26 protein-coding genes and 2 tRNA genes are annotated in these 26,253 nt (G+C 42.1%); 15 read left to right on the forward strand and 13 right to left on the reverse strand.

Translation table 11 applies throughout. The features are described from left to right. Positions 1–23 precede the first annotated feature (23 nt). From galU to AC4MCC_RS00540, 6 genes are read left to right on the forward strand one after another with little or no spacing between them, the layout of a single operon-like run. Entirely contained in the window at positions 24–899 is an 876-nt protein-coding gene (galU, locus tag AC4MCC_RS00515) for a UTP--glucose-1-phosphate uridylyltransferase GalU (protein ID WP_491885521.1), read from the forward strand. A 15-nt stretch (positions 900–914) separates the two neighbouring features. Further along, positions 915–2,171, forward strand: coding sequence for a nucleotide sugar dehydrogenase (locus AC4MCC_RS00520; RefSeq protein ID WP_312157531.1), 1,257 nt, complete (start codon positions 915–917; stop codon positions 2,169–2,171). Beyond that, the gene (pgi, locus tag AC4MCC_RS00525) at positions 2,171–3,826 is read left to right on the forward strand and encodes a glucose-6-phosphate isomerase (protein ID WP_491885522.1); all 1,656 of its coding nucleotides are present in this window, start codon (positions 2,171–2,173) and stop codon (positions 3,824–3,826) included. Before AC4MCC_RS00520 ends, pgi begins: the two co-directional genes overlap by 1 nt. Before the next feature lie 22 nt (positions 3,827–3,848). Further along, positions 3,849–4,865 carry a UDP-glucose 4-epimerase GalE gene (gene galE, locus AC4MCC_RS00530; protein WP_491885523.1) on the forward strand — a complete coding sequence of 339 codons (1,017 nt, stop codon included), beginning with the start codon at positions 3,849–3,851 and terminating at the stop codon, positions 4,863–4,865. 6 nt (positions 4,866–4,871) lie between these two features. Continuing rightward, positions 4,872–5,087 carry a hypothetical protein gene (locus tag AC4MCC_RS00535; protein WP_491885863.1) on the forward strand — a complete coding sequence of 72 codons (216 nt, stop codon included), beginning with the start codon at positions 4,872–4,874 and terminating at the stop codon, positions 5,085–5,087. Beyond that, the gene (locus tag AC4MCC_RS00540; RefSeq protein ID WP_491885524.1) at positions 5,056–5,748 is read left to right on the forward strand and encodes a beta-1,6-N-acetylglucosaminyltransferase; all 693 of its coding nucleotides are present in this window, start codon (positions 5,056–5,058) and stop codon (positions 5,746–5,748) included. The genes AC4MCC_RS00535 and AC4MCC_RS00540 overlap by 32 nt, the downstream gene beginning before the upstream one ends. Positions 5,749–5,821: 73 nt before the next feature. On the opposite strand, the gene AC4MCC_RS00545 is transcribed toward AC4MCC_RS00540, so the two are convergent. Then, the gene (locus AC4MCC_RS00545) at positions 5,822–7,192 is read right to left on the reverse strand and encodes a phosphohexomutase domain-containing protein (protein ID WP_491885525.1); all 1,371 of its coding nucleotides are present in this window, start codon (positions 7,190–7,192) and stop codon (positions 5,822–5,824) included. 143 nt (positions 7,193–7,335) lie between these two features. On the opposite strand from AC4MCC_RS00545, the gene AC4MCC_RS00550 reads away from it, so the two are divergent. Continuing rightward, entirely contained in the window at positions 7,336–8,400 is a 1,065-nt protein-coding gene (locus AC4MCC_RS00550) for an acyltransferase family protein (protein ID WP_491885526.1), read from the forward strand. 56 nt (positions 8,401–8,456) lie between these two features. Here AC4MCC_RS00550 and glmS read toward each other — a convergent pair whose 3' ends face one another. The 9 genes from glmS to AC4MCC_RS00595 all read right to left on the reverse strand — a co-directional run bounded on the left by glmS (position 8,457) and on the right by AC4MCC_RS00595 (position 18,418). Further along, positions 8,457–10,295, reverse strand: a complete 1,839-nt coding sequence (glmS, locus tag AC4MCC_RS00555) for a glutamine--fructose-6-phosphate transaminase (isomerizing) (protein WP_491885527.1) — start codon at positions 10,293–10,295, stop codon at positions 8,457–8,459. A 12-nt stretch (positions 10,296–10,307) separates the two neighbouring features. Next, complete coding sequence (gene glmU / locus AC4MCC_RS00560; RefSeq protein ID WP_491885528.1) at positions 10,308–11,675, reverse strand: bifunctional UDP-N-acetylglucosamine diphosphorylase/glucosamine-1-phosphate N-acetyltransferase GlmU; 1,368 nt, start codon at positions 11,673–11,675, stop codon at positions 10,308–10,310. Between the two features lie 20 nt (positions 11,676–11,695). Further along, positions 11,696–12,172, reverse strand: a complete 477-nt coding sequence (locus tag AC4MCC_RS00565; RefSeq protein WP_491885835.1) for a phosphatidylglycerophosphatase A family protein — start codon at positions 12,170–12,172, stop codon at positions 11,696–11,698. Positions 12,173–12,194: 22 nt separating this feature from the next. Next, complete coding sequence (thiL, locus tag AC4MCC_RS00570; RefSeq protein WP_491885529.1) at positions 12,195–13,112, reverse strand: thiamine-phosphate kinase; 918 nt, start codon at positions 13,110–13,112, stop codon at positions 12,195–12,197. A gap of 17 nt (positions 13,113–13,129) precedes the next feature. Continuing rightward, the gene (gene nusB / locus AC4MCC_RS00575) at positions 13,130–13,579 is read right to left on the reverse strand and encodes a transcription antitermination factor NusB (protein WP_005233270.1); all 450 of its coding nucleotides are present in this window, start codon (positions 13,577–13,579) and stop codon (positions 13,130–13,132) included. A gap of 4 nt (positions 13,580–13,583) precedes the next feature. Next, the gene (ribH, locus tag AC4MCC_RS00580) at positions 13,584–14,054 is read right to left on the reverse strand and encodes a 6,7-dimethyl-8-ribityllumazine synthase (protein ID WP_004280926.1); all 471 of its coding nucleotides are present in this window, start codon (positions 14,052–14,054) and stop codon (positions 13,584–13,586) included. A gap of 11 nt (positions 14,055–14,065) precedes the next feature. Continuing rightward, complete coding sequence (ribBA, locus tag AC4MCC_RS00585) at positions 14,066–15,187, reverse strand: bifunctional 3,4-dihydroxy-2-butanone-4-phosphate synthase/GTP cyclohydrolase II (protein WP_179992743.1); 1,122 nt, start codon at positions 15,185–15,187, stop codon at positions 14,066–14,068. Between the two features lie 414 nt (positions 15,188–15,601). After that, positions 15,602–17,113 (reverse strand): acetaldehyde dehydrogenase ExaC, encoded by a 1,512-nt coding sequence (exaC, locus tag AC4MCC_RS00590; RefSeq protein WP_166135102.1) that lies wholly within the window; start codon positions 17,111–17,113, stop codon positions 15,602–15,604. A gap of 336 nt (positions 17,114–17,449) precedes the next feature. Then, complete coding sequence (locus tag AC4MCC_RS00595) at positions 17,450–18,418, reverse strand: alpha/beta hydrolase (protein WP_491885530.1); 969 nt, start codon at positions 18,416–18,418, stop codon at positions 17,450–17,452. Positions 18,419–18,937: 519 nt separating this feature from the next. On the opposite strand from AC4MCC_RS00595, the gene AC4MCC_RS00600 reads away from it, so the two are divergent. Further along, complete coding sequence (locus tag AC4MCC_RS00600) at positions 18,938–19,528, forward strand: LOG family protein (protein ID WP_491885531.1); 591 nt, start codon at positions 18,938–18,940, stop codon at positions 19,526–19,528. Continuing rightward, positions 19,525–19,926: an NUDIX hydrolase gene (locus AC4MCC_RS00605; protein ID WP_034170792.1), complete on the forward strand. Its 402-nt coding sequence runs from the start codon at positions 19,525–19,527 to the stop codon at positions 19,924–19,926. The genes AC4MCC_RS00600 and AC4MCC_RS00605 overlap by 4 nt, the downstream gene beginning before the upstream one ends. 342 nt (positions 19,927–20,268) lie before the next feature. Here AC4MCC_RS00605 and AC4MCC_RS00610 read toward each other — a convergent pair. Together AC4MCC_RS00610 and AC4MCC_RS00615 are read right to left on the reverse strand one after the other, a co-directional pair. After that, positions 20,269–20,344, reverse strand: a tRNA-Gly gene (locus AC4MCC_RS00610). 45 nt (positions 20,345–20,389) lie between these two features. Next, positions 20,390–20,465 (reverse strand) — tRNA-Gly (locus AC4MCC_RS00615). Between the two features lie 230 nt (positions 20,466–20,695). Here AC4MCC_RS00615 and AC4MCC_RS00620 point away from each other — a divergent pair. The 5 genes from AC4MCC_RS00620 (at position 20,696) to AC4MCC_RS00640 (ending at position 23,497) form a co-directional block, all read left to right on the forward strand. Beyond that, the gene (locus tag AC4MCC_RS00620) at positions 20,696–21,004 is read left to right on the forward strand and encodes a BolA family protein (RefSeq protein WP_419375109.1); all 309 of its coding nucleotides are present in this window, start codon (positions 20,696–20,698) and stop codon (positions 21,002–21,004) included. 9 nt (positions 21,005–21,013) lie between these two features. Next, the gene (locus tag AC4MCC_RS00625; RefSeq protein ID WP_491876389.1) at positions 21,014–21,406 is read left to right on the forward strand and encodes a SirB2 family protein; all 393 of its coding nucleotides are present in this window, start codon (positions 21,014–21,016) and stop codon (positions 21,404–21,406) included. Positions 21,407–21,467: 61 nt separating this feature from the next. After that, on the forward strand, positions 21,468–22,304 hold the full coding sequence (locus tag AC4MCC_RS00630) for a ParA family protein (RefSeq protein WP_491876390.1): 837 nt from the start codon (positions 21,468–21,470) through the stop codon (positions 22,302–22,304). A 13-nt stretch (positions 22,305–22,317) separates the two neighbouring features. Continuing rightward, positions 22,318–22,710 (forward strand): hypothetical protein, encoded by a 393-nt coding sequence (locus AC4MCC_RS00635; RefSeq protein WP_491885532.1) that lies wholly within the window; start codon positions 22,318–22,320, stop codon positions 22,708–22,710. 193 nt (positions 22,711–22,903) lie between these two features. After that, a complete protein-coding gene (locus tag AC4MCC_RS00640) occupies positions 22,904–23,497 on the forward strand; it encodes a threonine transporter RhtB (RefSeq protein ID WP_419375110.1) in 594 nt (197 codons plus the stop codon). A gap of 25 nt (positions 23,498–23,522) precedes the next feature. On the opposite strand, the gene AC4MCC_RS00645 is transcribed toward AC4MCC_RS00640, so the two are convergent. Beyond that, entirely contained in the window at positions 23,523–24,161 is a 639-nt protein-coding gene (locus AC4MCC_RS00645) for a DedA family protein (protein ID WP_034704672.1), read from the reverse strand. 482 nt (positions 24,162–24,643) lie between these two features. Between AC4MCC_RS00645 and guaA the strand changes: the two genes are divergently transcribed. Further along, positions 24,644–26,212 (forward strand): glutamine-hydrolyzing GMP synthase, encoded by a 1,569-nt coding sequence (gene guaA / locus AC4MCC_RS00650; protein ID WP_005233328.1) that lies wholly within the window; start codon positions 24,644–24,646, stop codon positions 26,210–26,212. Positions 26,213–26,253 lie beyond the last annotated feature (41 nt).

The following is a 26,253-nucleotide window of genomic DNA, read 5'->3' on the forward strand; positions in this document are numbered from 1 at the left end:
TGGAAATAATTAGGTTGAATAACATGATTAAAAAGGCAATTCTCCCTGTTGCAGGACTTGGCACACGTTTTTTACCAGCCAGCAAATCCATCCCCAAAGAAATGGTGACGGTGGTTGACCGTCCGGCCATTGAATATGTGGTAAAAGAAGCAATTGCAGCTGGAATTGAACAAATTATTTTGGTGACGCATTCTTCCAAAGCATCGATTGAAAATTACTTTGACCGTAACTTTGAACTTGAAACTACACTTGAGCAAAAAAATAAAACCGATTTGCTTAAAGAAGTTACTGAAATTTTACCCCCTCATGTTAGTGTGATTAGCGTACGTCAGCCACAACCTTTAGGCCTTGGTCATGCCGTGCTCTGTGCTAAAGCTGTCATTGGTGATGATAATTTTGCTGTCTTATTACCGGATGTTCTGGTTAAAGATCAGGATACGCAAAATGACCTGTCTCGTATGATTCAACGTTATGAACAGTCTCGTGCATCACAAATCATGGTTGAGGCAGTTCCTGATCATCTGGTTGATCAATATGGGATTGTGGATGTTTCTGTTTCGCCTGCCGAAGGTGAAAGTACGGTGATGCAAGGTATTGTGGAAAAGCCAGCGATGGGTACCGCACCGTCGAATTTATCAGTAGTAGGCCGTTATATCCTTCCGGCAAAGATTATGCAACTACTGGAGCAGACACCGAAAGGGGCAGGTAATGAAATCCAGCTAACTGATGCGATTGCACTATTGCAGCTAACAGAAGTTGTCGAAGCTTATCGGATGAAAGGCCAAACCTTTGATTGTGGTAGCAAGCTCGGCTATCTTAAGGCTGTATTGCATTATGGCGTAGATCATCCCAAACTCGGTGCTGAGTTTAAAGCATTGATTCAGGAATTGGCCTTATAATAAAAAAGGGATACTATGAAAGTCGCAGTATTAGGAAAAACCTTATTCTCAGGTGTTATTTCAGCCCTTTTAGCTGAATGTGGCCATCAGGTCGTATGGTGTAATAGCTTCAATACAGGTGAGCCTGCCCGGACATATTTCCAAGATGAATCTTTACAGTTATTGCTACAAAAACAGCAGGAATTAGGATTCTTAAACTGTTGTGATTTTCAGCATCTGACTTTTAATCAGGATGTTTTTTTCTTCAGTTTTAATGCTACCGAAGAGCAGCTAGCATTTCAGATGTTAAATACCATTCATCATGCCTGCTTTGCGCACCCTAAACTGATGATTAATGCATCCACCTTTGGTTTACATGGTACAGCGCGATTCCAGCAACTTTTACCGAATGATGACTGGGTCTATCTTCCAGATATTATTCAAGAAGGAAATGCTATTCGCAGTTTCGTTCAAGCGACTCAACTGATTGTGGGTTGCGATCAGCCAGATGTACAGCTCAAAGTTAGAGAGTTGTTACGTCCCTTGTTCCCTCGTGCCCAGCAATATCTGTTTATGCCTATACTGGATGCAGAATTTACCAAGCTGAGTATTTCCGGCATGTTGGCTACCCGGATCAGTTATATGAATGATCTGGCGAGCGTTGCTGAAAAACTGGGAATTGATATTGAGCAAGTCCGTCAGGGTATGGCGGCAGATAATCGTATTGGTTCAGCTTATTTATTTCCAGGTGTGGGCTTTGGTGGAGAAAACTTTTCTCATGATATCCGGACGCTGACTCACGCTGTGGCGGATTCTGGGGTAAAAAACCAGTTACTGGAACAGGTTTGGGATATCAATGAGCAACAGAAAGAATTGTTATTCCGGAAGTTGTGGAATTATTTCCGTGGAGACCTGCAAGGCAAAACAGTCGCTATCTGGGGAGCTGCATTTAAAGAAAATACGCCAAGTATCCAGCAATCACCGGTGCATGCCATGTTGGCAGCATTGTGGGCACAAGGTGCGACAGTGAAATTGCATGATCCACAGGCTTTGACCAATATTGAACAGATTTATGGTCAACGTACCGATTTAATTTTATGTGAAGACCAGTATCAGGCGGTAGAAGATGCAGATGCATTGTGTTTAATCACGGCCTGGAAACAGTATGGTAGCCCGGATTATGCTTATCTCAGCAAGTTGATGCAGCATCCTTTGATTCTGGATGGACGTAATCTCTATGACCCTGCTTATATCAAGTCACGCGGTTTTAACTATATTGGGGTGGGACGTTGATGTTAGACCAGCTTAAATCAGACCAGAATAGCAATAATGCTTATAAAAAGCTGAATTCTGTAAAAGAACAATTGAAATCGATCCATTTACGCCAACTCTTTGCAGCAGATCCTGAACGGTTTAATCAGTACTCGGTGCAATTTGAGCAGGTAGTTTTTGACTATAGCAAACATAGAGTCAATCGTGAAGCTGTGCAGCATCTGATTGAATGCGCAGAGACACAAAATCTAAGATCCTGGATCGGGTCTTTATTTTCCACTCAGACGATTAACTATACTGAACAACGTGCAGCCATGCACTGGGCCTTACGTTTGCCGAAAGAGGACCAGCAGCATGAAGATCTGGCAGCTGAAGTTCATGCTCAGCTAGACCGTATGTATGCTTTGGTCGAGCAGATTCATGCCGGACAACGCCGTGGAGCTACCGGTGAAGTCATTCAGGATGTAGTGAATATCGGGGTAGGGGGATCTGACTTAGGACCGTTAATGGTTAGTCATGCGCTCTCGGATTTCAAATATCAATCTGCCAAACCCCTGAATGTGCATTTTGTTTCGACGATGGATGGTAGTCAGCTGTCTGAATTGCTTCATCAGTTACGTCCAGAAACCACGCTTTTTATTATTTCTTCCAAGTCATTTGGAACGATTGATACCTTATCCAATGCCCAAACAGTGCGTTTATGGCTGGAAAAATCTTTAGGCCAGCATCCTTCTATTGTGAAGCATCATTTTATTGGGGTATCCACTAAACCTGAAAAAATGACAGCCTGGGGAATTGCACCTGAAAATCAGCTGTTGTTATGGGATTGGGTCGGTGGGCGTTATTCTCTCTGGTCGTGTATTGGTTTGCCGATTGCACTCAGTATTGGAGTGGACGGTTTTAAACAACTGCTTGCGGGTGCTTATGCTGTAGATCAGCATTTCCAGTACAAGCCTCTGGAACAGAATATCCCAGTATTAATGGGCTTACTGGGTGCCTGGAATACGAATTTTCTGGATATTCAGACCCATGCCATTTTGCCTTATGATGGACGTCTGAAATATTTCGCGTCTTATTTACAGCAGCTGGAAATGGAGTCCAATGGTAAATCCATCCAGCGCAATGGTGAAAAAGTACAGCTCGACACTTGTCCGATTATTTGGGGCGAAGTCGGACCAAATGCTCAACATGCCTTTTACCAGCTGTTACACCAAGGCACTCAGGCAGTCAGCTGTGATTTTATTGCTCCTGTAAAACGTTATAACAGTCAGCAATATACCTATGTTGATAATGCTGATGCTTTGATTGAACAGCATCATCTGGCTTTATCTAACTGTCTGGCACAATCACGTTTACTGGCATTTGGTAATGATGCCTTGGATCAGACTGAATTGCAGGGCTTGCCAGCCTATAAACAATATGAGGGTAACCAGCCAAGCAGCACTATTTTATTACAGGAATTAAATCCTTATAGTTTGGGAATGCTGATTGCGTTGTATGAGCATAAAGTTTTTGTGCAGTCGGTACTGTGGAATATTAATCCCTTTGACCAATGGGGTGTAGAAAAAGGCAAGGAAATTGCCAATCAGTTATTGCCTATACTGAATGGTGAGCAAACTGATATTAGCGGTTTAGATGGTTCAACCCAGGGTTTGATTAAAATCCTAACAGCTTGATTAAAATTATAATAGGAAAGACATGGCTAAAATTTTAGTGACGGGTGGAGCAGGTTATATTGGTTCACATACCTGCTTGGAACTATTAAATACGGGGCATGACGTCGTAGTATTGGATAATTTATCCAATAGCTCGGTTGAGTCTTTAAATCGTGTCCAGCAGTTGACCCAAAAAAGCCTGAAATTTGTAGAAGGTGATATACGGGATAGTCAGGTCTTAGACCGAATATTCCAAGAAAATACCATTGATGCGGTGATTCATTTTGCTGGCTTAAAAGCAGTCGGTGAGAGCCAGCAAATCCCCCTTAAGTATTTTGAAAATAATATTTCCGGTTCAATTAGCCTGGTACAGGCCATGGAGCGTGCTGGAGTCTTCTGTCTGGTCTTCAGTTCTTCAGCCACAGTCTATGGTGAGTTCAACCCTTCACCTTATCAGGAAGATATGCCTCTAGGCATGCCAACCAATAACTATGGCTACACCAAAATGGTGGTTGAACAGTTATTGGAGAAGACCGCTCAAGCCAATCCACAGTGGTCGATTGCCTTGCTGCGCTATTTTAATCCGGTAGGTGCACATAAAAGTGGCCAGATCGGAGAAGATCCACAAGGTATCCCAAATAACCTGATGCCGTTTGTTACACAGGTGGCGGTAGGTCGACGTGAAAAGTTGTCGATCTTTGGTCATGATTATCCGACTGAAGATGGGACATGTGAGCGGGATTTCATTCATGTTGTCGATCTGGCCAAAGCACATGTATTGGCGATTCAGAACCGTTTGCAACAAATGGGTTGTCGTGCCTGGAATATCGGTACAGGAAAGCCTATTTCAGTACTGGCAATCAAGAATACTTTTGAGCAAGTAAATGGAATAAATATTGCATTTGAATATGCACCAAGGCGAGCTGGTGATTTGGCCAGCTTCTATGCAGATAGCCGCCGTGCGACAGAGGAACTTGGATGGACGGCTGCTTATACTCTCGAGGATATGCTAGCTGATAGTTGGAACTGGCAAAAGCAGAATCCCCATGGATATGGATAATAAAATATGAATTTTATTTATGGGATTATGTGTCATCAATTAACTAATCCACTTGTTTATCTTGTAAATGAGCTGATTAAAAGTCCTAATAGTAAAATTTTAATTCATGTAGATAGAAAATCAGATCTTGATCATATAAAAAAATCGCTACCAAGCAGCTCACAAATAGAATTTTTGACAGAAAGAGTGGATGTGCATTGGGGGGGGGTATACTCAAATTAAGGCCACTCTAAAACTTTTAAATTATGCCAGTCAATTTGAATATCAGTATTTTTCTTTATTGTCCGGTGATGATATTCCATTAATGTCTATTGAAAGTATAGAAAAATATCTTTTAAGCAGTGATCAGGAATATATCGGTTATGAACTTCAAGCAGATCCAAAAAACCGGATTAAATATTTGTATCCAGACTTCTTTTTTATTAAAGAAAAATCAATTTTAGAAAAAATCAAATGTAAGCTAATTATTTTTTTACATAAACTTGGTTTATATACTCAAAATATAGAAGGGTTGCCGAAACTATATAAAGGATCTTTATGGTTTATATTAAGCCATCAGGCGGTTCAATATATTTTAGACTTTATAAAAAATAATAAAGACTATGATTTGGCCTTTAGAAAATCACTGTGTGCCGATGAAGTTTATTTCCATACCATTATTCAGAATTCATATTTACAGGAAAGAATTTACCATCCAGAAGATAAGGAACAAGTATCTGAAGGGGGATTAAGATATATCGACTGGATGTCAGGACCAGATTACCCCAAAATTCTAGATGAGTCTGATTTTGATAAGATGAAACAATCAGGCATGTTATTTGCCAGAAAAGTGAAGGCAAATATCGATATAGATCTGCTCAAACAATATTTTCAATATTCATAATAAAAAGCCCCTTCAAAATGGACAGTTCTTCTAATCTGAAGGGACTTTTTTAAGATTTTTCTAATAGGTAGAATTATCCCTGAATTAACTGGGTGAGCTCATCTACATAAGACTGCATTGGACGAGGGTTCTGGTCGCGACGGCTTTCAATATTTAAACGTAACAAAGGTTCAGTATTGGAAGCACGAACATTAAAGCGCCACGCCCCAAAGTTCAGGCTAACGCCATCTGTCTGATCGATTTCTGGTTGCTGGTCGGCATAATGATCAAAGATTTTTTGGATCGTCGCCTGAGTATCTGCGACTTTAAAGTTGATTTCACCCGAACAAGGAAATTTGGCAATCATCTCTTCAACTAGGGAAGATAGTGATTTTCCGGTTTCTGATAAAACCGCAATGGCAAGCAACCATGGAATCATGCCACTATCACAATAAGCAAAGTCACGGAAATAGTGATGAGCACTCATTTCACCACCATAGGCTGCGTTGTGCTCACGCATGACATCCTTGATAAAAGCATGTCCTGATTTAGATTGAATAGCTGTTCCTTGATATTGTTCGACAACATCAAAAGTATTCCAGACCAGACGTGGATCATGCACGATTTTTTCGCCAGCTTGTTTTAGCAAGAAAGCCTGTGCCAGTAGACCGACAATATAATAGCCTTCAATAAACTGGCCTTTTTCATCAAACAGGAAGCAACGGTCAAAATCGCCGTCCCACGCAATACCCATGTCAGCTGAATGTTGAATCACAGCATCACGTGTACTAGCACGATTTTCAATCAGAATCGGGTTAGGAATACCATTCGGGAAATTACCATCCGCCTCATGATGAATCTTAATAAATTCGACTGGAATATTGAGTTCTTTAAATTTGATCTCAATTGCATCAATCACATGACCCGCTGCACCATTGCCTGCATTCACTACCAGTTTCATTGGTCGAATTTTTGCTGGATCAATATAACTCATCAGGTGATCGACAAATTCAGGCAGGATATTATATTTTTTTGTCGTACCCTTATTTGTAACTTCAGCGAATTCTTTATTTTCAGCCAGTGCCTGAATGTCTTTAAGGCCGGTATCTGCGCTAATCGGACGAGCATTTTCACGGACCAGTTTCATTCCGTTATAATCCATCGGGTTATGACTGGCAGTAATTTCAATGCCGCCCTGAACATCCAGATGAAATGCACCAAAGTAAACTTCTTCAGTGCCGGTCATGCCCAGATCGAGGACGTCGACACCTGCATCATTTAAACCACGAATGGTCGCCTGTTTTAAGTCTTCACTAGTCAGGCGTACATCACAGCCAACTACAACGGTTTTTGGTTGATAAATCTGTCCATAGGCACGACCAATGCGGTAGGCGATATCTTCATTTAATTCGGTACCTAACTTGCCGCGAATATCATAAGCTTTGAAACAAGAAAGTTTTTTCATAATTTATTATTTAAGAGTACAATTGAAAAATATATTCTAACCCAAATAAAGATTTTTACCATTCAGCTGGTTACATAATATTAAAATAATGTTTCATTTGAAAAATAAAGTATTGTATTAGAAAAATTATAAGGACGAAAAATATGTCTAATAATAAATTATATTCAATTAATATATTGAGATTTATTGCTGCAAGTTTTGTCTTGCTCAGTCATATAGAAAATAAAGTTCATCAGTATAATATCCTGTCTTTAGAGTGGTATCGATTTAGAGGGCCTGGTGTTGATATTTTCTTCGTAATGTCCGGTTTTATTATCTGTTTAACGACAGCTAAAAAAAATATAACCCCTATAAAATTTTTAAAAGGCCGTATGCAAAGAATATTGCCTCTATATTGGTTCTTTACCACTGTGGCTCTTTGTATCTTTTTATATAACCCCGACCTTATTAATATGAGTGGTGGATATACAAATGTTATAGCTTCTTATTTGTTAATTCCAGGGGAGCATAAGTTCCTTGTTCAAAATGGCTGGACCCTAAGTTATGATGTTTATTTCTATATCATTTTTGCTTTATCTCTCTATTTCTTTAGAAATAAAATAAATTATATTGCATTAATAGCGGTATTAACCTTTTTACCTGCTGTAGGAATATTGGTATTAAATTTAGATAAAGTATTCTTTTTTAATGTGATTTTTTTAGAGTATGCCTTGGGTATTTGTGCATATCTCATTTATATTGAATGCAATTTAAACTTTGTGCTGAATATTATTCTGATTCTATTGGGAACTGCATTTATTTTCTTTCAGAATATATTTAATGTGTTTGAAACTGGATTTGGTCGTGCTTTGGACAGAGGAGTGCCAGCCTTTTTATGTGTGGTTGGTGTGATTGGTTTGGAAAGCTTTTTTAAAAACCATTATCATAAATTTGTTAACATTCTAGATAGATTAGGGAACACGTCTTATTCTATTTACCTGAGCCATCCTTTTATCCTGGTCATAGGAACAAAATTATATATAAGCTATTACTTTTTTCAGAATCTTAATTTTGCTTTATTTTTATATGTGATCTGTATTTTCATTGGGTACTATGTAAATAAATTTATTGAAGTGCCTTTAAATAGGACAGTTAAGAATTCATTTAATTCAAATTCTATATGGATATTAAAGATTAAAATATTTATTCGGAATTTAAGAAATATATAGTTAACCTGTTATATGAGAGTAATCAATATCCTCATATAACAGGCTAATTTTATGGATTATTCCACTGTTACTGATTTTGCCAGATTACGTGGCTGGTCAACATCAGTACCACGCAGGACTGCCACATGGTAAGACAGTAGCTGTACTGGAATACAATAAACAATTGGCGCTAAAACAGCGTTTACTTCAGGAATATGCACGACATGCTGGCGTTCTTTGGCTTTAATACCGCTATTTTCATCAGCAAAGACAAATAATTCACCGCCACGTGCCTGAACTTCTTCCATATTGGATTTCAGCTTATCCAGCATGTCATCTTGCGGTGCTAGAATTACTACTGGCATATCATTATCTACTAAAGCCAGTGGACCATGCTTCAGCTCACCTGCTGCATAACCTTCAGCATGAATGTAGGAAATTTCCTTCAGTTTAAGTGCGCCTTCCAGTGCGATCGGGAAGTGTGTACCACGACCTAGGAAGAGACAGTGCTGTTTCTCTACAAAGAGTTCAGAGAGACGCAAAATTTCATCATCATGACTTAAAGTATCTAGCAGTACCTTAGGCATATGCCATAGTCCAGTCGTGATCTCAGTCATCTGTTCAGCTGAAATGGCATTTTTCACTGTACCGATTTTCAGTACCAGTAACATCAAAGCTGCGAGCTGGGTGGTAAAGGCTTTGGTCGAAGCCACACCAATTTCAGGACCCGCTAAAGTCAGCAGACTGTAATCTGTTTCACGTACCATTGAAGATGTAGCGACATTACAAATCGTCATCGTCGTAATGTTTACACCTTTTGATGTAGCACGTTTTTGCGTATCACGCAGAGCGGCTAAGGTATCGGCTGTTTCACCTGACTGAGAAATACACACATAGAGTGTGTTATTGACAATCACTGGCGTACGGTAGCGGAATTCACTGGCAATTTCGACCTGACAAGGCAGATCAATCAGCTGTTCAAACCAGTATTTGGCAATCATGCCGGCATGGTAACTGGTACCACAGGCAATAATCTGGATTTGCTGGATTGTTGAAAAATCCTGTTCTGCATTTACCAGAAAATCTTCACGCAGTGTATTGCCATTTAGGGCTTGTGAAATGGTCTGTTTTAGGGCTTCAGGTTGCTCATAGATTTCTTTGAGCATGTAGTGCTTATATTCACCCTTAGAAGCATTACTCACGGTGGCATCCAGTTCTTTTACTGGACGATCTACCAGTTGACCATCCACAAATACTTCAATGGTAGTACGGGTCAGACGTGCAATATCACCTTCTTCAAGATAGATAAAGCGATTCGTGATTGGTAATAAAGCCAACTGGTCAGAACTGATAAAGTTTTCACCAATCCCGACACCAATCACTAATGGTGAACCTTCACGTACAGTAATCAATTCATCTGGATGATCTGTATGTACGATCCCGAGCGCATAAGCGCCTTTCAGCTGTGGTACGACCTGACGAACAGCTTCAAGCAGGCTAGGGGTAGATTTCAGTGCATCATTGACCAGATGGGCAACCACCTCAGTATCAGTTTGTGAAGTGAATACATAGCCTAAAGCTCCAAGATCATCTTTCAGTTCCTGGTAGTTTTCAATAATCCCGTTATGAACCACAGCAACATTACCCGAAATATGGGGATGAGCATTGTTTTCAGTCGGTTTACCATGAGTTGCCCAGCGTGTATGCGCGATACCTAATGAACCATTAATCTGTGATTCATTCACAGCTTGTTCAAGGTTCGCAACTTTACCTACACGGCGCTCACGTAGCACCTGGCTATTATTGATTAAGGCCAGACCCGCAGAGTCATAGCCACGGTATTCAAGACGTTTTAGGCCTTCAATTAAGATATTGCTGATATTACGTTCCGCGATGCCACCGACGATACCACACATACTAACTTCCTCTTATTTCTTGATTTTTTGCGGACGCTGATAGTTTTCTTTGGCAAATTGCTTGGAACGTTCTACCGCTAAACTGTTCTCTGCCACATCACGGGTAATTGTTGAACCCGCTCCCACTGTCGCGCCATTACCGATCTGGACTGGTGCAACCAGAGAGCTGTTAGAACCAATAAAAGCATGATCCCCAATGATAGTCTTAAATTTGTTGGCACCGTCATAGTTGCAGGTAATCGTCCCTGCACCAATATTGGAACCGCTACCGACTTCAGCATCACCTAAGTAAGTGAAATGATTCGCCTTAGAACCTAGACCAATACTAGAATTTTTCACTTCAACAAAGTTACCAATATGGACTTCAGCTGCCAGTTTTGCCCCTGGCCGCAAGCGTGCAAATGGACCAATCTGTGCTTCTTCACCCACAATTGCCTGATCAAAGATGCTATATGGCTGAACTTTAGTACCCGCAGCAATCTTGGTATTTTTAATTACGCAGCCTGCACCGATTTCAACATTATCACCGAGTTCGCAATCACCTTCGATAATGACATTGATATCGATCCGCACATCTTTACCAACAGTGAGTTGACCACGTAAGTCAAAACGGCTTGGGTCAATCAGATGTACACCTTGCTGCATCAGCTGTTTAGCCTGATAAGCCTGGAACTGACGCTCTAAAGCAGCCAGTTGCACACGGTCATTGACGCCTTCCACTTCAAAAGCTAGCTCAGGTTCTACAGATGCAACACTCATACCATCTGCTAGTGCCATTGCCACGATATCCGTCAGGTAATATTCACCTTGGGCATTATCATTAGACAATTTTGGTAGCCATTCATGTAACTTGGTATTGCTGACCGCATAAATACCGGTATTAATTTCTTTAATTTGGCGCTGTTCTTCAGAGGCATCTTTATGTTCAACAATCGCTTGAATCTGACCATCATCTTTACGCACAATACGACCATAACCACTGGCATCTGCAAGGGTCAAGGTCACCAGGCCAATGCCTTGCTCTTGAGTAGCATCGAGCAGATTCTGAAGCGTCTGTTGGCTAATACAAGGGACATCACCAGACAGGATTAGTGAAATACCATCTTTAGGCAAAACAGGTAGTGTCATTTGTACGGCATGACCGGTACCAAGCTGTTTAGCCTGTTCTACCCACTGGATATCCTGGTCTGCAAATGCGGACTGAACCTGCTCACCGCCATGACCATAAATGGTAATAATATTGTCTGCATTGAGTTTTTTTGCTGTGTCGACTACATGGCCGAGTAAAGGTCGTCCTGCAAGCGGTTGTAATACTTTCGGTAAGTTGGAACGCATACGGGTTCCTTTACCTGCAGCAAGAATAATCACAGTCGTAGACATGTTCTAATCCTAGATATGGCTTAAGCCATCGTAAAGTAAAAATAAATCCAAATACAAAGTGCTGCCCAGAGGCCAGCGATAATGTCATCCAGCATGATGCCAAAACCACCACCAACCTGACGGTCAATGACCCGAATCGGCCAAGGTTTCCAGACATCAAATAAACGGAACAGGGCAAAACCAATGAGTAGCCATAACCAGTTCATCTGGGCTAAATAAATCAGTGGCAAAAAGGTGATGGATTGTCCTGCAAACTCATCCCAGACAATGCGTCCATCATCATGCACACCCATGAGCTTGGCTGTTTGGCCACAGATATATATGCCAATCAGGGACATGATGACAATGGCAAAAAGACTATTTACAAAACCTAAGTAGAGCCAGATGGGTACAAATAAAAGTGCAAAAGCTGAACCAAAAGTTCCGGGCGCTTTAGGCGCCAGACCAGAACCAAATCCTACCCCACTAAAGACAATGAGCCGGTTGGTCCATGACATGCTTTTAAAATTGATCGCAGGTTTATGCAAAATGTTGATACCCGTTAAATTGAAGTAAATGATCTACGCCATCTTTTTCAAAAGTTAAACCGTGTTGCTGCTGAATGGAGCCAATTATATTAATCGAAACATCCAGCTGTTTTTGCAATAATTTTTCATAATTTTGCGGGCTTATTGTAAAGCATAACTCGTAGTCATCACCACCCGCGAGTGCATATTGCCAACGCTGTTCATCACTTACTGCCTGTAGAGCAGGACTGATTGGTAATTTTTCAAGCGTTAGCTTTGCACCTACACCTGATGCCTTAAGAATATGCCCTAAGTCTTGTGCCAAGCCATCCGAGACATCAATCATGCTATTAGCTAGGCCTTTTAAGGCAGTACCCAACTGACAGCGTGGGGTTGGATAATCCAGACGTTTTTGCAATGGATGACCGAGATGATTTAAAGCAAAAGCGGCATCGCCCAGTGTACCGGATACACAAATCAGATCGCCAGGCTTGGCACCTGAACGTGGCACAGCTTGTCCTGTATCTACCCAACCAAGGGCAGTCACAGATAAGGTCAAATGAGGGCTTTGGGTGGTATCACCACCAATTAAACTCACACCAAATTGATCGCAGCAATCATAGAGACCCTGACTAAAGGCTTTTAGCCAGTCATGATCAATTTGGGGTAGGCTCAAGGCAAGTAAAATACTATGCGGGGTCGCGCCCATCGCAGCAATATCAGAAAGATTAACAGCGACAGATTTCCAGCCAATGGCATGTGGATCGGTGTCTAAAGGAAAATGACGTCCAGCAACGAGGGTGTCGGTACAGATGACCAGTTGTTGCTGTGGAGGAGGGGTGAGCAAGGCTGAGTCATCGCCAACGCCTAAATCGACAGAATTTTTATTCTGACGATTAAAATAGGTATCGATAATCGAAAACTCAGCCATACAACAATTCGACTAGATTAGTTGGCTTGCTGTTTTTCTGCTGCACGTAAAGTTGTCGCTAAACGGTCCAATACACCATTGATGTATTTATGGCTGTCTGCACCGCCAAAGTGTTTAGCTAACTCAATTGCTTCATCCAGAACCACGCGGTATGGAATCTCAAGGTGTTCTTTGAGTTCATAAGCGCCTAGGCGAAGTGTAGCGAGTTCTACACCATCAAGTGCAGAAAGTTCGCGATCCAGCACAGGGATAAGCAAAGCATCCAATGCTTCATGATTGGCAACCACTTGAGTCAACAATTCATGATAATAGCTGAGATCCACTTTGTGCATGGCATTGTCCACACGAGTACGTGCTTCAATCTCATGCACCGGATTGTGGCTCATCTGCCATTCATAAATTCCTTGTACAGCAAAGCGACGTGCTTTACGTTTTGCTGCATAAGTTGCTTGAAGTGTTTGCGACATAGCGTTAAATAGCCTTTAACAAGTTAACCATTTCAATTGCAGTCAAGGCAGCTTCACTACCTTTATTACCTGCTTTTGTACCCGAGCGTTCAATCGCCTGTTCGATACTATCCGTAGTCAATACACCATTAATCACTGGTAAGCCAGTGTCCAGGCCAACTACGCCCAGACCTTTGGCACATTCACCAGCTACAAAATCGAAGTGAGGCGTGCTGCCACGAATCACAGCGCCCAGCGCGATGATGGCATCGAAACGATCTGAAGCTGCCAGTTTTTTCGCAACCACAGGAAGTTCCCAAGCACCAGGTGCATGAACAACAGTGATATTATCCTCTGATACGCCATGGCGTTTCAATGTATCAATGGCACCTTCTAACAGATGTTCAACAACAAAGCTATTAAAACGACCAACTAAAATCGCATAACGGTCTTCGTTCGCGAGATGCAACATACCTTCAATACGGCGAACTGCCATAGGAACCTCGATTATTTCTCTGATGTTTGTTGTGCGGTGATGTATTCCACCACTTCTAAGTTAAAGCCGGACAGGGCATTGAAACGTAATGGAGAGCTGAGCAGCTTCATTTTTTCCACGCCGAGGTCACGTAAAATTTGTGCGCCGACACCAATGGTCTGATACTGCTGGGAAAGTGCAGCATTGGATTTTACATTTTTGGGTGCGGTAAGTGCATCTAGGGCAGGGCCTAAGTCCTGTAAATGACGCTGGCCAATCCAGACCAGAACACCACGATCACTGTTTGAAATTTCTTTTAAGGCACGGTCCAGATTCCAGGCCGGTTCACCATCTTGCTTGTTCAGCTTTAATAAATCACGGGTGGGATTAAAGCCATGAACACGTACAGTCGTCACGCCATCTTTAGGCTGGCCTTTCACCAGTGCTAAATGAATGTCGGGGTTACCGATTTCACGGTAACGATAGAGATCAAACACACCGTATTCAGTATCTATAGTTTGCTGGTCAATACGCTCAACCGTTTGCTCATTGGTCATACGGTAATGAATCAGATCAGCAATAGTGCCAATTTTCAGGCCATGTTTTTCTGCGAAAATTTCAAGATCTGGACGACGCGCCATAGTGCCGTCTTCTTTGATGATTTCACAGATCACAGAAGCTGGCTCAAGACCCGCAAGACGAGACAGGTCACAACCGGCTTCGGTATGACCAGCACGGTGCAATACGCCACCTGGCTGTGCCATTAATGGGAAGATATGTCCTGGCTGTACGATATCACTTGGTTTGGCATGTGCAGCCACCGCAGTTTGAATGGTATGCGCACGTTCAGCTGCAGAAATACCGGTAGTAATGCCGTTGGCTGCTTCAATTGAAAGGGTGAAGTTGGTTCCGTGCTGAGCGCCGTTAGCATCCACCATCAAAGGTAGATTTAACTGCTGGCAACGTTCTTTGCTTAAAGTCAGGCAAACCAGACCACGCGCATGGGTGATCATAAAGTTGATGTCTTCAGGACGCACGTGGGTCGCAGCAATAACCAGATCACCTTCATTCTCACGGTCTTCGTCATCCATCAGGATAACCATTTTTCCTGCACGGATATCTGCTACAAGCTCTTCAACTGTATTGAGCGGCATCAACCTTCACCTTCTTTTTTGATCTATACCAGACCGAATCATGACATTATTACTGCATAGTCTAACGCTTTTTAAGCAATTTTGCCTATGCTTATTGCTTTCCCTCAGGGGTTCATTGTTATACACAGTCTTGCGTAGCATGAAAAGTCGACTTTAAATGAAAGCACAGGCTTTATGCTGGATTTTTAAACGATCAGAAAGCATAAAAAATGACAAACTTATTTAAAATCAACATAACTATAAATAATCTCTTATTTTTTATGCAGTTTTATTTATTGGTTTAATACAGCCCCTAAAAATACGTATACCTCCCCCCATTCTTCCTTTTATGAATTTTTTACCAATCAGTTTAAAATTCTGTTTGAAATAATAAATGAATCAGGCGGACCGAAGTCCACCCGAATTCAGATCAGTTTAGAAGAAACCTGCTGGTTTGGTTGAATAACTCACTAACAGGTTTTTGGTTTGCTGATAATGATCCAGCATCATGCGATGGTTTTCACGGCCAATCCCGGATTTTTTATATCCCCCAAAGGCTGCATGAGCCGGGTAGATGTGATAGCAGTTGGTCCAGACCCGACCAGCCTGAATCGCGCGACCAGCGCGGTAAGAGGTATGTGCTGAACGTGACCAGACACCGGCACCGAGTCCATAAATCGTATCATTGGCAATTTTGATGGCTTCATCGAAGTCTTTAAAAGTCGTCACTGCCAATACCGGTCCAAAAATTTCTTCCTGAAAGGTGCGCATGTCATTGGAACCTTTAAAAATCGTTGGCTCGATATAAAAACCTTGTCCCACTTCCTGACGTTCATTGCCGCCTAACAAGATTTCTGCACCTTCTTCACGGCCAGTTGCAATACAGCCGAGAATCTTGTCTTGCTGCTCCTGAGAAGCCTGAGCACCGATCATGGTCTCGGTATCCAGGGGATGACCAGTCTTGATCTTTTTCACTCGCTCTACTGCAAGTTCCAAGAATTGGTCGGCAATACTTTCCTGAATCAGCGCACGTGATGGACAGGTACAGATTTCACCCTGGTTTAAAGCAAACATGGTAAAGCCTTCCAGGGCTTTTTCCAGGAAGTCATCTTTCTGATCCATGATGTCAGCAAAGAACAGGTTCGGAGATTTCCCTCCAAGTTCTAACGTGACGGGAATAATATTCTCAGTCGCATATTGCATGATCAGCTGACCCACAGCGGTAGAACCGGTAAAGGCAATCTTGGCAATGCGTGGATTAGTCGCCAGTGGACGGCCGACTTCAACGCCGTAGCCATTTACGATATTTAACACCCCTTCAGGTAACAGATCCTGAATCAGTTCGACCAGCACCAAAATACTCACTGGTGTCTGTTCAGCGGGTTTCAGCACAATACAGTTTCCGGCTGCAAGGGCAGGTGCCAGTTTCCAGGCAGCCATCAGAATCGGGAAGTTCCACGGGATAATCTGACCCACGACGCCCAATGGCTCATGAAAATGGTAGGCAATGGTGTCTTCATCAATTTCCGAGATGCCGCCTTCCTGGGCGCGAATGCAGCCGGCAAAATAACGAAAATGGTCAATGGCTAAAGGAATATCCGCTGCCAAAGTTTCACGGATCGGCTTACCGTTATCCCAAGTCTCTGCGACTGCCAGCAGTTCAAGATTTTCCTCAAGTCGGTCGGCAATTTTTAATAAAATATTGGAACGGGTAGTAGGGGAGCTGTTATTCCATTGCTGTTTGGCGGCATGAGCCGCATCGAGCGCCAGTTCAATATCTTCCACTGATGAGCGCGGAACTTTGGTAAAGGCTTTACCATCTACGGGCGAGACATTATCAAAATATTCACCTTTGACTGGTGGAACCCATTTGCCGCCAATGAAGTTTTCGTATTGGGATTTAAATTGCACTTTTGAACCGTCAGTATTGGGATCTGCATAACGCATAATTCTATTCCTTAATATGATTATTATTGATGAATGCCGAATCACTTCTGTCCTGCAAAAGCCTTCAGATTCAACATCTCAGCTCTACTATAGAGAGGGAAAAAAATCGCAGGATAAATACTTACAAGCTTGCTACAAAAGGCAACATTTGGATAAAAATAGAATTAATTATCTTTATAGATTTCAATATCTTATTTTTATCATGAAATGATTTTAATATGTGAAAAGCATTACTGATCAGCTTGATATTTTTATTTCATATCCAAGAAAAATAGGTAAATAAAATCATTGGAAAATAAGACAGGCAGAGCTTGCTACCTATCTTATTCATCTGGCTTATAGGGCTTTATTTTCCAGCCATTGAAATAGCTGCTGATAGACCTGCTCACGAACCGGTTTTTCTGAAAGAACCAGATCATGTACCCCATTTTGAATCGAACAGAGTTTCACATCGCCCTGAATTTTTTGCGCATGTTCAATCATGTCATGTACCTGAAGAATCACATCACTGGTTTGAGCATTACGGTTAAAACGTAAGGGATAAGTGGTTTTATGGGCATGCATTAGCAAAGTCGGAATATTTAAACGCACACCCTGATGAATTTCTTTTTGTGCTTCGTGAATGGCATGTACAAAACTCAGACGCACCCAGTGATAGCTGGGTTTTTTCCATTCCAGATCAAAATGCCATTCCCCCTGATAGCTGATATGCAGACTTGGCACATAATGACGATTTAACCGGCTAGGAAATAGCATTTCCGGAAAACGTTTTCCCAGACGGCTTAATTTAGGCACCAGAAATTTTTTCTCAAAAGGCGTCATATTAAAGTCATAAAAAGGACTATTGAGCCATAAGCCTTTAATTAAGGGGTGATCCGGATGGTGTGCTGCATACAGGGTAGTAATCAGTCCGCCAGTAGAATGGCCACTGAGTAAAACCGTATCATGGCCTTCCTGTCCAATAATTTCGAGAGCCTGGCTGATTTCTGCATCATATTCTGATAGATGATAGACATTATAAAGTTTCTGATGTGACAGATAGGATCGGCCGTATTTACGTAAATCCAGTGCATAAAAATCAAAACCTTGCTGATTAAAACGCTCTGCCATTTCAGTCTGGAAAAAATAATCAATAAAGCCGTGAATATAGAGGACAGCTTTAGAGGTGGGCTGGTCTGCCTTTTTGCGGATCAGTGTGGCCACTACTGTACCTTCAGTATCTGGCGGGAATTCTAAAGTGGCCTGTTCATAACCTTCACCTAGAATGTCAGGTTGATATTCAAGGCTGGAAAGTGGATGGGACATATTGTTCTACTCATGATTATTTTTATTCACTTATCCTTGTGGATTGGCTTGCATTTGTCAAATCCTGCTGTCTGACCCATTCGAGATCAGTAGCACCATGCAGAGAATAGTCAAATATAAAAACTCAGGTCATTGGCAGCCTGACTGACTAAATAAAAATTAATAAAAAACCCCTGCATCCTGCCGGGGTTTTTCGTATTGGTTAGCTCGGTATAACTCCTGTCGTACCTTACAATCCTTGTGCTTATCTATTGTCATTGTTATATGGAACTTCCTGTTCCTGATGTAAGTATCATAGGAAAATTCCACTATTGGGGATAGCCGTAAAGAACCGGAATCGATGTAAGTTAATGCGTACAAGTCTGACTAAAAATTATCCGTATTTTTCTGTAGAAGTGAAAGTTTATTCTGAATCATGCGCTTCGATAAACTAGCCGATTATGGCTATTTTGCTTGTTTTTAAGACAAATTTTTTATTTTAATGCCGTTAGAATACACTGATCGATGAGGGGATAAAAAATGAAATCTATTGCAGTCTTTTGTGGTTCAGCTATGGGGAATAGCGAAAACTTTAAAGAACAGGCCCAAGCTTTAGGTAAATCTATTGCGAAACGGGGAATCACGCTGGTTTATGGGGGTGGCCGAGCTGGACTGATGGGCGTTGTGGCTGATAGTGCCTTACATGCTGGTGGAACGGTCATTGGAGTGATTCCGCAAAATCTGGTCGATGCAGAATTGGCTCATCCGCTGTTAACAGAGCTGCATGTAGTAAAAAATATGCATGAACGTAAAACAAAAATGTCTGATCTGGCGGATGCATTTATTGCCTTACCGGGTGGGGTGGGAACTTTAGAAGAAATTTTTGAGCAGTTGACCTGGGGGCAGTTGGGCCTTCATCAGAAACCTTGTGCATTTTTAAATATCCACGGATTTTATGATGAATTGCTGAATTTCTTGATGAAAACGACTGAGGCTGGATTTACCCAGTCACGTTTTACCGATGCCTTGATCTCCTCAAGTTCAATTGAGGAAGTACTGGATGCTGTGGAGCATTATCATGCGCCTGAACCGAAATGGAATAAAAGCGTAAAGGCAGTAGAATCAGTATGAGTAATAAAGTGATTACGATTGCTGCGGCTATCATTCTCAATGAACAGAATCAGATTTTGTTGGTTCGTAAAAAAGATACCGATTTCTTTATGCATGTGGGCGGAAAGCTGGAACCCAATGAATTGCCTGAAGCTGCACTTTCTAGGGAAGTTCTGGAAGAAACAGGCTGTGAGATGGAAATACTGTCTTATATTGGCAAATATGAAACCGTGGCTGCGAACGAATTGAATCATTCGCTGGTCAGTTATTTGTATCAGGTTAAGTTAAAAAGTCAGCCACAGGTTCAGGCTGAACTTGCGGAAATGCAATGGGTTGATCTTAATCATCCAGACTTGCCTTTAGCCCCTTTAACTCGGGATATTTCAATTCCATGGTGTAAGCAACTATTGGGAATCTAATGGGATCTCAAAAAATTTTAATCTATAGATATGAAATTTAACCAGATTGTCATATTAGAGCGTTAATATTGATGTTTACAAAAGCCCATTTCCCCTCAAATGGGCTTTTTTTATGGTTTTTTATCATTAATTGCTTGGATGAATTAGATGCTTAAACCTGTATGAAGTGCAATCCTTTTAGCAGGAGTTCCCTAAAAAGATAAATCGAACCAGAGTTCTAGAGATTCAAGATTTAAAGAAAATTTTCTTAATTTGAGAAAAAAGCAGGGTTAGTCAGAATATTTAGTCATTGAGAACGACAATAAAAAAAGCCCCAATCTTTCGATCAGGGCTTTTTGAATCTGGAGCGGGAAACGAGACTCGAACTCGCGACCCCAACCTTGGCAAGGTTGTGCTCTACCAACTGAGCTATTCCCGCAGGGTCGATCGATTTTTTACTTTAAAAAATGAACAAAAAAGAATTTGGAGCGGGAAACGAGACTCGAACTCGCGACCCCAACCTTGGCAAGGTTGTGCTCTACCAACTGAGCTATTCCCGCATGCCGTGTATAATACAGCATGCAAAAACAGGGTCAATAACTTTATGAAAAATCTTGTGTCGATTGCATAAAATAAAAGCAATATTCTCTGTGCTTCCAGACAATTAGACAAAATTTATGCAAAATTTAATGAAATCTCGGCACAATCAAATAATTGCAGACATTTCTTGCACCGAAATAGCGGATAGAACAGGGTATACTGGACCCATATCTTGAATCGGAGTCAGGCCATGAGCTTAGAACAACAACTGAAAGACCGTTTGGCACAATTGTCACCTACCTATCTGGAAGTCGTGAATGAATCTTCGGGTCATGGTGGATATTTTCCGGGTAAGGAATCGCATTTTAAGGCGGTGATTGTCAGTGAAGCCTTTGCTGGCCTGCGTGCGGTACAACGCCATCAAAAGGTCTATGCTGCGGCAGGTGATTTGCTGTCTAAAGCTAAAATTCATGCTTTGGCAATTCATGCTTTCTTGCCTGAAGAGTGGACAGGACAGGATACGTCTAGTCCGGAATGTGCACATGCACCAAAAAACTAAGAGGACTTTATGGATACCCAGCTTTTAGTCAAGATTATTCATATGTCTGCGGCAGGACTGGCCATTGTGGCCATTCTTGCGCGTGCTATTACCCTGTTTATGGGTACACAGGGCAATCAACCGAATCCAAAAGCACGTGTATTTCTGGTCGCTTTGCAGCACCTGATTATTAGCGTGATTGCCTTAACTGGGATTATTGCCCTGTTTTTAAAGAATTTTGATGTACAGCCTTGGTTTTATGCCAAAATCATTTTATTCCTGGTGCTGATTTCATCCCTGGGCAAAGCCTATAAAAAAGATGATTCAATCCTGCTGGTACAACGCCGTGCTGGCTTATTTATTGCTGTGGTTTCACTTATTGCGATTATGGTATTGGTCATGATCAAGCCGAATTTTGGCTAAATTATTCATCAGTCAATGAACTCAAACATACTGATCATTAGAAAAATAAAGAGGGGTGTTTATGCATACTCGTGTGGTATTTAACCAGAAAGGTGGGGTGGGGAAGTCAAGTATTGCAGTCAATCTGGCTGCAATCAGTGCGCATCAAGGGTTTAAAACTCTGTTAATCGATCTTGATCCGCAGGCAAACTCCAGCCAGTATTTACTAGGGGATGATGCAACTTATTCGAGTGACAAGCCGGCGCTGGAACCGAATATTGAAAACTATTTTGAAGATGTATTGGGGAACCAGCAGAGCAAAAGCTTAATTGGTAATGCGATTGGCTCCATTCTCAAGACCCGGGCCAAAGGGCTGGAAAGTTATCTGCATCAATCACCTTTTAAAAATCTGGATGTCATTCCGGCAAGTCCGAGTTTGGGCACATTAGCCCATGCACTGGAATCAAAACATAAGATTTATAAGCTGCGCGATGCCTTGCAGCCGCTTTCTGAGCATTATGATCGGGTGTTTATTGATACTCCGCCGGCATTTAATTTCTTTACACTTTCAGCCCTGATTGCTGCAGACCGTGTCCTGATTCCATTTGACTGTGATGTGTTTTCTAAACGGGCCTTACAAACTCTGATTGAGAATGTCATCGAAACTCAGGACGATCATAATGAGCGTCTGGAAATTGAAGGCATCGTGGTCAACCAGTTTCAGGCTCAGGCAAAACTGCCGCGAGAAGTGGTACAGCAACTGAAAGATGAAGGTCTTCCGGTGCTAAATAGCATGTTGCCGCCGTCGGTGCTGATGAAAGAGTCACATCAAAAAAATCAGCCATTAATTCACTTGGCAACTGATCATAAATTGACTCAGGCCTATCAATCATTGTTCAATGAGATAGAGCAGCATTAAGATCGAGTTAACTATGAAACTTGTGAAAATAAGTCTGGCAATCAGCATACTTAGCTTGCTGAGTGCCTGTGCAACGACGGTCAAACCGACCTATGTTTCACCGACCCATTATCAAACCCTCAACTGTCAGCAGCTTCAGGGTGAATACAACCGTATTCAGCAGTATCTTGATAATGGTGTTGAGCCGCCTAAACGTACAGGTGTCGGCGTAGGGGTAGGCGTCGGTGGTGGCTGGGGCAGCCGCGGCGGCTGGGGCATTGGTCCGAGTGTATCAGTGAATATGGGACAATCTTCCAATACCAAGCGCAGTGAAACGGCACGTCTACTGGGTGAACAGGAAGCTATTGTACAAGCTGCAAAATTTAAAGCTTGCCCAATTGTGATCCGTCAAAACACCAATAAATAGCCCTCTAAACATCAAAAAAATGCTGACTTTAAGTCGGCATTTTTTCTATCTTAAAAGTGATTGGTCAAGTGACAGAATTCACAGTATTTGCCAGAAAAATGACCGATGCGCATAAAATTTTGAAAGATCTCGTCTTGTGATCAGAACACGAGATTGGTTAAGGTAATCACCTTGTCTGATATGTTTAACCACCATGATTGAAAACTGGCTCTTTGTTTTTGCAACAATAGCAGTGCTGATGATCCCTGGACCTGCCAATGCATTGGTGGCCAGTTCTGCCTATCAGCAGGGAACAGCCAAAACCAGTCTGTATATTCCCGTCATTCTGGTGGGGTATTTATATGCGATCAATGGGTGGGCTCTGCTGGTTCATCTGTTTTCACCAATCTGGCCGAGTTTTCAGGAACTGGTGCATGTGCTGAGTGCAATCGGTGTGGGCTGGATGACCTTCCATTTATTCAAGGCGCGGCAACTGGAACAATATAATCAGAGTCATCCTCAGATCCGTCCCTGGCAGATGTTTAAGGAAACCCTAAAAAATCCCAAAGCAGCGCTTCTGGCGACCGGAATCTTGCCGCTCTCCACTTGGGAAAGTCCGAATAACTTTGTTCTGGTCTTTGCGATTTTTATTGGGATTGCCTTGCTGGTTGCGTTGTTCTGGATGATCTTCGGACAAGCGATTCTGGCGGGAGAGTCGGCAAAAAGAAAAGCCGACCTGATTTATAAAGGGTCGACTCTGTTTTTACTGCTTTGTCTGGTGCCCTTGTTGATTAATTGGCTGGAATAAATTTTCAATCAATAATTCTAGGCTTTCAGGCGATTTTATTTTTCTTGAGTTTCTGCTGAATAAAGCCAATTACACCTGGCATGACACTTAAAATAATGATGCCGAAAATCAGATGAGTGAAGTTGTCTTTGACGATTGGCATGTTGCCAAACAGATAACCCAGGATCACAAATGAACTGATCCAGAGAAAGCCGCCGATCATATTGTAGGTCAGGAAATATTTATAATTCATACTTCCCGCACCGGCAACAAAAGGTGCAAAGGTACGTGCAAAAGGAATGAAACGGGCAAAAATAATGGTTTTGCCGCCGTGTTTGACAAAGAACTGCTGGGTAGCCAGCAAATGTTTTTTATTAATAAAACGTGATTCAATTTCAAATACACGTGGCCCAATGTATTTACCAATATGATAATTCAAGGTGTCGCCCAGCACTGCCGCAGTGAACAGTAGTGGAATCAGTACCCATGGATCCATAGCACCCGTTGAAGCCGCCAGCGCACCTGAAGCAAATAGCAAACTGTCTCCCGGCAGGAACGGCATCACCACCAGTCCCGTTTCAACAAAAATAATCAGGAAAAGAATGCCATAAATCCAGATGCCGTAATTGGTAATGAATTCGAGCAGGTGATCATCAACGTGGAGGATAAAATCAAGCAGTTCCATAGGGAAAAAACAAGCGAAAAGGTGATCAAATCCTAACAGTCTGGGGCATGAAAGTCAGTACCGAAAAGGAAAATAATTGCCCGCTCATCCCTGAGGGGTGAATTAAAAATTTATCTTACAAACTAGCGGTGAATTCCTGCGAAAAACAGGCTTAGCATGAAAACGTCATTAAAATAAAAATCAAAAGGTGGCTCCCATATCTAACCCTAAACCCCATCAAATGAAGACCGTGATAGAGATAGATGAAATAAACTTTCAATAGCCACTTAACTTGCCGATCTTAAAATGGTTGAAATCCAAATAGCGTAAATACGCTGAATTCCATGGAGAGAAGGGAAGACTCTTCTGCTGAATCGAAAGCGTTATTCCATCTAAAAAATAAACTGCTTAATTATTATGCTGATGGGAATAGTGTGCTTAAGCCTAATAAAAATGCTAGAATACGGCGCTTATCTTTCGTTTGCCTTTCATAGTTGTTTGTCATGACTACCAATACTCAAATTACTGAAGATCGTATCCTGATTCTGGATTTCGGTTCTCAATATAGTCAGCTCATCGCACGTCGTGTCCGTGAAGCTGGTGTATATTCTGAAATGTATGCCTATGACATGTCTGAAGAAGACATTCGCGCATTTAATCCAAACGGTATCATCTTGTCTGGTGGACCTGAAAGTGTTCACCTGGAAGGCAGCCCGCGTGCGCCGCAAGTGGTATTTGAGTTAGGTGTACCTGTACTGGGTATCTGTTATGGCTTGCAAACCATGTGTGAACAGCTTGGCGGTAAAGTTGAGCCAGGTACTGTACATGAGTTCGGTTATGCAGAAGTGGATATCGTGGTACGTGACCAGCTGATTGGTCAGCTGCAAGACCGTGAAAACCAGCTGCATGTCTGGATGAGTCATGGTGACAAGGTTGCACGTATTCCAGAAGGCTTCCAGGTGACTGCAAGCACACCAAGCTGCCCGATTGCCATGGTGTCTGATGAAACTCGCCGTTTCTATGGAATCCAGTTCCACCCTGAAGTGACACATACTTCGAAAGGTGCAGAATTACTGTCTAACTTCGTACACCAGATTTGTGGTTGTCGTGGTCTGTGGACACCAGAACATATTATTGACCTGCGTGTAGAACAGCTTCGTGAACAGATTGGCAATGAAAAAGTATTGTTGGGTCTTTCAGGTGGTGTAGATTCATCAGTTGTAGCTGCGCTTCTACACAAGGCAATTGGCGATCAGTTGACTTGTGTATTTGTAGACAACGGTCTGCTTCGTTTGAACGAAGGCGATCAAGTAATGCAGATGTTTGCAGACAACATGGGGATCCGTGTGATTCGTGCTGATGCTGAAGACCGTTTCCTTTCTGCATTGGCTGGTGAAGTTGATCCAGAGAAAAAACGTAAAATCATCGGTCGTGAATTCATCGAAGTCTTCGCTGAAGAAGCACGTAAGCTCGATGGCGTAACCTTCCTTGCACAAGGTACGATTTATCCAGACGTGATTGAATCTGCTGCCAGCAAACAAGGTAAGGCACATGTCATCAAGTCGCACCACAACGTAGGTGGCTTGCCAGAAGATTTGGCATTTGACCTGGTTGAACCATTGCGTGACCTGTTTAAAGATGAAGTACGTAAATTGGGTACAACTCTAGGCTTGCCACACAGCATGATTTATCGTCATCCGTTCCCAGGCCCAGGCCTTGGTGTTCGTATCTTGGGTGAAGTGAAAAAAGAATATGCAGATATTCTTCGTCTGGCTGATGACATCTTTATGCAAGAACTTCGCGCAAGCGGTTGGTACGACAAAACTGCTCAAGCCTTTGCCGTATTCCAACCAGTGAAATCTGTGGGTGTGGTCGGTGATGGCCGTCGTTATGCATGGGTGATCGCACTTCGTGCAGTTGAAACCATCGACTTCATGACAGCTCGATTTGCACATCTCCCATATGACTTGGTTGACCGTATTTCTACACGTATCATGAACGAAATTGCTGAAGTTTCTCGTGTGGTGTATGACGTTTCATCTAAGCCACCAGCAACAATTGAATGGGAGTAATTTTCTAACGAAAATTACTTATCAAAAGAGCGCTTAGGCGC

The organism is Acinetobacter sp. CAU_H_56, assembly GCF_058599425.1.